Raw genomic sequence first — 6573 nt, forward strand, 5'->3', positions numbered from 1 at the left:
CTCCGGCAGAGTTGAGGCTACGGACGGATCTCCAGGCTACGGACGATTCTCCAGGGTGCAGACGCATGCGCGATTGCCGTCGGCATCGGCGAGGACGGTGAACGACGGCGCCTGGGACTCATCGACGACCGTGCCACCGGCCTCGACGGCCGCGCGGATGCGCTCGGGTGCGACCGCCCCGGGGACCGAGACGTCGACGTGCAGGCGCTGATGCGGCACCGCGTGCTCTTCGCAGTCCTGGAACCACAGCAGCGGCATCTGCCCGGCGGGGTCGATGACATCGGGGCCGGAGACATTGCTCGCATCGCCGGTGAGCAGGGCGGCCCAGAACGGGGCGATGGCATCCCGGTGCGCCGTGTCCATGCCGAGCTCGAGCAGTGCGGGAATCCTCGGATCCGCGCTCACCCCCGCCGAGGCGGCGAACTCGCTGATCTGTGCCGCGAGTTCGAGGTCGCGTTCGGTCACGGCTCCGGTGTCGTGACTGGTCAGTCGGATATCGACATGCGGAAAGGTCAGGGTGATGTCCGGGTGGTGGTTCGCCTCCTCGGCGGCGGCGCCGATGCGTGCGGTGAGGTCGAGCCCGGTCGCGAAGTCGCCGGTGAGGAACCGTGCGCCGAGGCAGTCCGGCAGCCCCTGCCAATCCGCGAGACCGTGCGCGTCGAGGGTGTCGAGCAGCTTCTGTCCGGTGTATGCAGTCATGAATCAAGGTTAGAAGCTCGACGGGTGCCTGTGAACCTCCCACCTCCGTCCAGGGATCGGCTCCGCATAAAATAGACCAGTGGTCTTGATTTTGAGGTGTGTCCTATGCCTCAATGGTCTCGTGACGAAATTCCACTCGATACGGGATCAGCTCCTCGACCGCCTTGAGTCCATGGCTGCCGGCGAGCAGTTCCCACCCGAACGCCGGCTCGCTGAGGCGCTGGGCATCTCGCGGATGACCCTGCGTCGGGCCATCGACGAACTGGTCGCCAAGGGTGTGGTCCGGCGCCGCCACGGTGCCGGTGTGTTCGCCCTCGGACCGAAACTCGATCAGCCTCTGGCGGCGAGTTCCTTCACCGAGGACATGCTCGCCCGCGGTATGCGCCCCGGTTCCCGTGTGCTTGCCTTCGACGTGACCGATGCGGGTGCCCACATCGGGCGCAGGCTGCACATCGACGACGGTGCCGAGGTGATCACGATTCTGCGTCTGCGCTTGGCCGACGACGAACCGCTCGCGCTCGAAGAGCTGCACATTCCCGCCGCCCTCGTTCCGGGCCTGAGCGCTGAGGACTTGGAGAACAGTTCGTTCTACGAGCTGCTGGCCTCGCGCTTCGACATCGCGCTCAACCACAGTGTGCAGACGATCGAACCGACCCTTCTGGACACCGACGAGGCGAAGGCGCTCGGCATTCCCGAACAGTCACCGGCGCTGCTCTTCGAACGCACCTCGCGAGGGGCCGACGGTGTGCCCTTCGAATTCGTCCGCTCCGTCTACCGCGGCGATCGCTACAAGATCCGCACCGAACTCACCCTGCCCGATCGATTCGGCGAGACCGGCCCGCCCGCCCGCGACAGGCCCACCGCATCGGCCCAGCAGCCTCAGCCCGAAGGAGATCACGTATGATCATCGCCGGCCTCATGACGGGCACCTCCGCCGACGCCCTCGACGTGGTCCTCGCCGAGTTCGTCCTCGACAGCCCCAGAGTCGACGCCGGCCAGAGCAGTCACAGCCCCAGAGGCGATGCCGGGCTGGGGGCGCGCATCCTCGCCAGCCGAGAAGTCGAATTCGACCACCGGCTGCGCGCCGATATCCTGCGTCTCCTTGAGCCGGCCGACGTCCCTCTGTCGCTGGTCTCCAGCGTCGATGCGCGCCTGGGCCGATTCAGCGCCGAGGCGCTGCAGCAGGTCTGCACCGAGGTCGGGGTCGAGGCCGACCTCGTCGTCTCCCACGGTCAGACGGTGCGTCACGACATCACCGACGGCCGCGTCACCTCGACCCTGCAGATCGGCCAACCCGCTTGGATCGCCGAGGCGACCGGAGCCCCCGTACTCTCCGACGTCCGCGCCCGCGACGTCGCCGCCGGCGGTCAGGGAGCTCCACTCGTCGGGATGCTCGACGGAATGCTTGCCGGTGACGTCGAGGCACCGACTGCGGTGCTCAACCTCGGCGGCATCGCCAACATCACGGTCCTCGCGCCCGAACGTGCACCGTTGGCCTTCGACACCGGCCCGGCCAACGCGCTCATCGACGTCCTCGCCCGCAGGATGGGCGAAGAGGGCTTCGACCGCGACGGCGACCTGGCGGCACGGGGCAGGGTCGACGACGAGCTGCTGACCGAACTGCTGGCCGAACCGTACTACCGGCTGCCGGCACCGAAGTCGACGGGCAAGGAACTCTTCCACGCAGACTACCTCGACCGTTTCCTCGGGACTCGGACCAACCTCGGCGAGCATGATGCCATCGCCACGGTGACGGCGCTGACCGCACGCACGGTCGCCGATGCCTGCCGAGTCCACGGAGTCACCACGGTCATCGCCTCCGGAGGGGGCACCCGGAATCCGACGCTGCTGGGACGTTTGGCCTCGGAACTCGGGCCCGGCGTCACCCTGACCGGCACAGAGGAAGCCTTCGGACTGCCCGAAGGCGCCAAGGAAGCCCTCCTCATGGCGCTGCTCGGGTGGTTGAGCTGGAACGGCCTGGCGGGAACCGAACCGAATCTCACGGGTGCCGCACATCGGAGCATCGCCGGGCGGCTGAGCCCGGGACACGGCCCCCTGAACCTGCCCGCACCTCTGGAGGCCAGACCTGCGCACCTGAGAATCCTGCCGACCTGAGAAACCTGCACCGACGCACACCTCTCGAAGCAACAGATATCCCTTTGATGAAGGAGAAACACCATGCAGATCATCGACCTTCTGGTGATCATCGCCTACCTCGTCGCCACGGCGTGGTTGGGGCTGAAGCTCAGCGGAAAGCAGAAGGACCTCCAGGGCTACTTCCTGGGTGGCCGGAGCATCCCCTGGTGGGCGGTGTGTCTGTCCGTCGTCGCCACGGAGACCAGTGCCCTGACGGTGATCGGCATCCCGGTTATGAGCTACCTCGGGGACATCAACTACCTGCAGCTGGGGCTGGGTTACATCCTCGGCCGGGTGGTCGTCGCTTTCTTCATGCTGCCGCGGTACTACGACGGTGAGATGCTCACCGCCTACGCCTACCTGGGCAAGCGCTTCGGCACCTCGACCCAGACAACCGCGGGTGTGACCTTCCTCTTCACCCGCCTGCTGGCCGATGGCATCCGCGTTCTGGCTGCCGCAATTCCCGTCAAGGTGATCCTCGACGGGCTGGGCATCCACACCAACTACTTCGTCATCATCGTCGTCCTCTCGCTGGTCACGATCGTCTACACCTTCATCGGCGGCATCAAGGCCGTCGTCTGGGTCGACGTGGCCCAGATGTGCCTCTACGTCGCCGGCGGCCTGCTGACGATCATCGTCATCACCGCGTCCTTCGGCGGCGGATGGATCGCCGAGGCAGCCTCGGCGGGCAAGCTCAATATGTTCATCTTCGAGGGCAATCCGATCTCGGCGGCCGACTCGTTCATTCCCTCGCTGCTGGGCGGTGCGGTCTTCGCCATGGCCTCCCACGGCTCGGACCAGCTCGTCGTTCAGCGGCTCCTGTCCTGCCGGTCCAAAGTCGAGGCGCAGAAGGCTCTCATCGTCTCCGGCGTCGTCGTCTTCGTCCAGTTCGCGATCTTCCTCGCGGTCGGACTGGCGCTGTGGGCCTACTACGACCGTGCCCTGCCGGCCGATCTGGGGCTGAGCCGCGACGACGAGATCTTCCCGCTCTTCATCATCGAAGGCCTGCCGCCCGGCATCTCGGGGCTGCTGCTGGCCGGCATCCTCGCCGCGGCCATGTCGACCCTGTCCTCGTCCCTGTCGGCACTGTCGTCGTCGACGGTCAACGATGTCTACGCACGGCTGAAGAGGACGCCGATGACCGACGCCGAGGGCTTCAAGGTCGGGCGCTGGGCCACGATCGGCTGGGGCATCGCTTTCATCCTCCCGGCCACGATCTTCCAATCCGATGAGGGCAACATCGTCATCCTCGCGTTGGGCGTCGCGGGCATCACCTACGGCGGGCTGCTCGGCGCGTTCGTGTTCGGCATCGTCAACAAGCGCGCCACCGCGGTGGATGCGAACATCACGTTCGCTCTGGCGGTCGCGGTCAACGCCTTCTTCTTCGTCATGGAGAAGTACGTCACCGGTGAGGTCTGGGTCGCCTGGCAGTGGTATCCGCTGCTCGGCGTCATCGTCATGGTCGTGCTCGGCGGGCTCCTGTCCCTGCGCCATCCGAAGCCGGCGAACCGGGCCACCGCCGCCGAGGTGGAAGGCAGCACCCGCTGATGAGTCAGTCCCAGCAGTCACCGTCCCCGCAGCCGCTGTCGCCGACCGAACAGCGCAACCCCCGCAGCGAGGGACTCGACGACCTCGACACACTGGGCGTCCTGCAGGTGATGAACGAGGAGGACCAAGCCGTCCTCACCGCCGTCGCCGAGGCTCTGCCGCAGCTGGCCGACCTCGTCGACATCGCAGCCGAGCGCATGCGCCGAGGCGGTACGGTTCACTACTTCGGGGCCGGCACCTCGGGTCGCTTGGGAGTCCTCGACGCCAGCGAACTCCTGCCGACGTTCAACCTCGAACCCGGGCGTGTGGTCGGGCACATCGCCGGTGGGCAGGCGGCACTGGTCAATGCGGTGGAGAACGCCGAAGACTCCGCCGATGACGGCCGCAGCGCAGGGGGAGAACTCGGCCCCGACGATGTGGCGATCGGCATCGCGGCCAGCGGCGCGACACCCTACGTCCGCGGAGCCTTGGAAGCCGCCGGAGAGGCGGGCGCGCACACTGTGCTCATCTCGAACAATCCGCACGCTCCCGTCGCCGAGGCGGCAGCCGACCATATCGTGCTCGACACCGGCCCCGAGGTCGTGACGGGATCGACCCGGCTCAAGGCCGGAACGGCACAGAAGCTGACACTCAACGGGTTCTCGACGGCACTGATGATCGCCTTGGGACGCACCTGGCGCAACCTCATGGTTTCCGTCCTCGCGACGAACTCCAAGCTGCGGGAGCGGACCGTGCGGATCCTCTGTGAGGCCGCGGACCTCTCAGATGCGAAGGCACGAGACCTCTTGGAGCGCTGCGGCGGGGACCTCAAGACGGCGCTGGTCGTCGCATTCACCTCGGCAACGGCGAGTGCCGCGGCACAGCACCTCGAGGACAATGACGGCTCGGTCAAAGCTGCGATCGCAGCAGTCACCGGGGTCGAAGCTGCATCAGAGCACGAGGCCCCATGAGCGGGATCGTCCTCGGGATCGATATCGGCGGTACGGGCAGTCGGATCGCAATCTCGTCGTTCGACGCGAATCCTGGACCCGACGCGAACCCTGGACCCGCGGCGACCATCGGCACGGGTGCGGGCCATGCCGTGCCTGCGCCGCTGTCCACCCTCACCGGCCCTGGAGTGTCGATCGGGGAGAAGGGGAGCAACGCCCCACAGCAGATCCGAGGTCTCGTTGCGGCGGCCCGGGAAGCGTGGCCCGAATGCTTCGAATCGCTTCGCGGAGTCGGCATCGGCGCTACCGGGATCGCCTCGCTGAGCACGGATGTCGGGGAGCTGTCACGATTGCTTGCAATCGAGACGAAGGCCGAGACGGCCGTGGCGATCGACGCGGTGACCGCCCACCTCGGCGCCCTGTCCGGACGTGGGGGAGCGGTGACGGTCCTTGGAACGGGAGCGATTGCGATCGCCCATCCTGGTCCCGATGTTCACGGGGTTCTGTTGCCGACGTGGAAACGGGTCGACGGGTGGGGTCACCTGTTCGGCGACCGTGGGGGCGGTGCCTGGTTGGGCAGGTGCGCCCTCGACGCAGCACTGAAGTGCCACGACGGCGTCGATGATCGAGGGGCTGCGCTGCTCGACGCGGCGACGAAACGATTCGGCGAGCCGGGAACGTGGCCCGCGCAGTTCTACACGCGCAATGACCGTGCCGGGCTGCTTGCGGCGTTCGCCGTTGATGTGGCTGGCCTCGTTCGCGCCGGCGATCCCGCGGCGGCCGAATTGCTGGCCGAGGCGGGACGCGAAGCCGCGCGCAGTGCCATTGCGGCCGGCCGCAATGTGACTCGGACCGACCGCGAAGGTGCCGACGCGCCGCCTCTCATTGCGCTCACCGGCGGCCTGCGCCGGTCAGGCGAGTCGCTTGTCGAGGAGTTCCGTTCCGAGGCGCAGCGCCTGAGCGCGGAGACGGTCGTCGTCGAGCCTACCGGCGATCCTCTCAACGGGGCGTTGACCTTGGCCTCTCTCGTTGCGGAGAGGCGAGTGCAGCCACAGCCCGGAGTGCTGTGGGCCTGACATAGCCTCTCCTGCGTCGGCAGATGCTGTTCAGTATTCATCGACCTGCATCTGCGGACCAACAGGCAGTCTGGATCCTCACAGAGATTCGACTCCGTGACAACGATTCGTGAACTGTCTTCCGCGTGTGCTGTCTTCCGCGGTCGCCGGTGATGAGTTTCGGCCCACCATGTCATTCATGTCTC

6 protein-coding genes are annotated in these 6573 nt (G+C 67.0%); 5 read left to right on the forward strand and 1 reads right to left on the reverse strand.

What is annotated here, in order from left to right; all coding sequences use genetic code 11:
* Positions 1-36 precede the first annotated feature (36 nt).
* Positions 37-699: a 4a-hydroxytetrahydrobiopterin dehydratase gene (locus L0G76_RS13110; RefSeq protein ID WP_304357621.1), complete on the reverse strand. Its 663-nt coding sequence runs from the start codon at positions 697-699 to the stop codon at positions 37-39.
* Between the two features lie 121 nt (positions 700-820).
* Between L0G76_RS13110 and L0G76_RS13115 the strand changes: the two genes are divergently transcribed.
* The 5 genes from L0G76_RS13115 (at position 821) to L0G76_RS13135 (ending at position 6388) form a co-directional block, all read left to right on the forward strand.
* On the forward strand, positions 821-1603 hold the full coding sequence (locus tag L0G76_RS13115) for a GntR family transcriptional regulator (RefSeq protein WP_304357622.1): 783 nt from the start codon (positions 821-823) through the stop codon (positions 1601-1603).
* A complete protein-coding gene (locus L0G76_RS13120) occupies positions 1600-2814 on the forward strand; it encodes an anhydro-N-acetylmuramic acid kinase (protein ID WP_304357623.1) in 1215 nt (404 codons plus the stop codon). The genes L0G76_RS13115 and L0G76_RS13120 overlap by 4 nt, the downstream gene beginning before the upstream one ends.
* A 63-nt stretch (positions 2815-2877) precedes the next feature.
* Entirely contained in the window at positions 2878-4383 is a 1506-nt protein-coding gene (locus L0G76_RS13125) for a sodium:solute symporter (RefSeq protein ID WP_304357624.1), read from the forward strand.
* Positions 4383-5333 carry an N-acetylmuramic acid 6-phosphate etherase gene (gene murQ / locus L0G76_RS13130; protein ID WP_304357625.1) on the forward strand — a complete coding sequence of 317 codons (951 nt, stop codon included), beginning with the start codon at positions 4383-4385 and terminating at the stop codon, positions 5331-5333. The genes L0G76_RS13125 and murQ overlap by 1 nt, the downstream gene beginning before the upstream one ends.
* Positions 5330-6388: an N-acetylglucosamine kinase gene (locus L0G76_RS13135; protein ID WP_304357626.1), complete on the forward strand. Its 1059-nt coding sequence runs from the start codon at positions 5330-5332 to the stop codon at positions 6386-6388. The genes murQ and L0G76_RS13135 overlap by 4 nt, the downstream gene beginning before the upstream one ends.
* Positions 6389-6573 lie beyond the last annotated feature (185 nt).

Origin of the sequence: Brevibacterium picturae (assembly GCF_030453725.1) — a bacterium.
GTDB classification, from domain to species: domain Bacteria; phylum Actinomycetota; class Actinomycetes; order Actinomycetales; family Brevibacteriaceae; genus Brevibacterium; species Brevibacterium sandarakinum_A.

Excerpts from the sequence above, each read along its gene's own strand:
- L0G76_RS13110 (WP_304357621.1), bottom strand. The coding sequence starts at position 699 with ATGACTGCATACACCGGACAGAAGCTGCTCGACACCCTCGACGCGCAC.
- L0G76_RS13120 (WP_304357623.1), top strand. The coding sequence starts at position 1,600 with ATGATCATCGCCGGCCTCATGACGGGCACCTCCGCCGACGCCCTCGAC.
- L0G76_RS13125 (WP_304357624.1), top strand. The coding sequence starts at position 2,878 with ATGCAGATCATCGACCTTCTGGTGATCATCGCCTACCTCGTCGCCACG.
- murQ (WP_304357625.1), top strand. The coding sequence starts at position 4,383 with ATGAGTCAGTCCCAGCAGTCACCGTCCCCGCAGCCGCTGTCGCCGACC.
- L0G76_RS13135 (WP_304357626.1), top strand. The coding sequence starts at position 5,330 with ATGAGCGGGATCGTCCTCGGGATCGATATCGGCGGTACGGGCAGTCGG.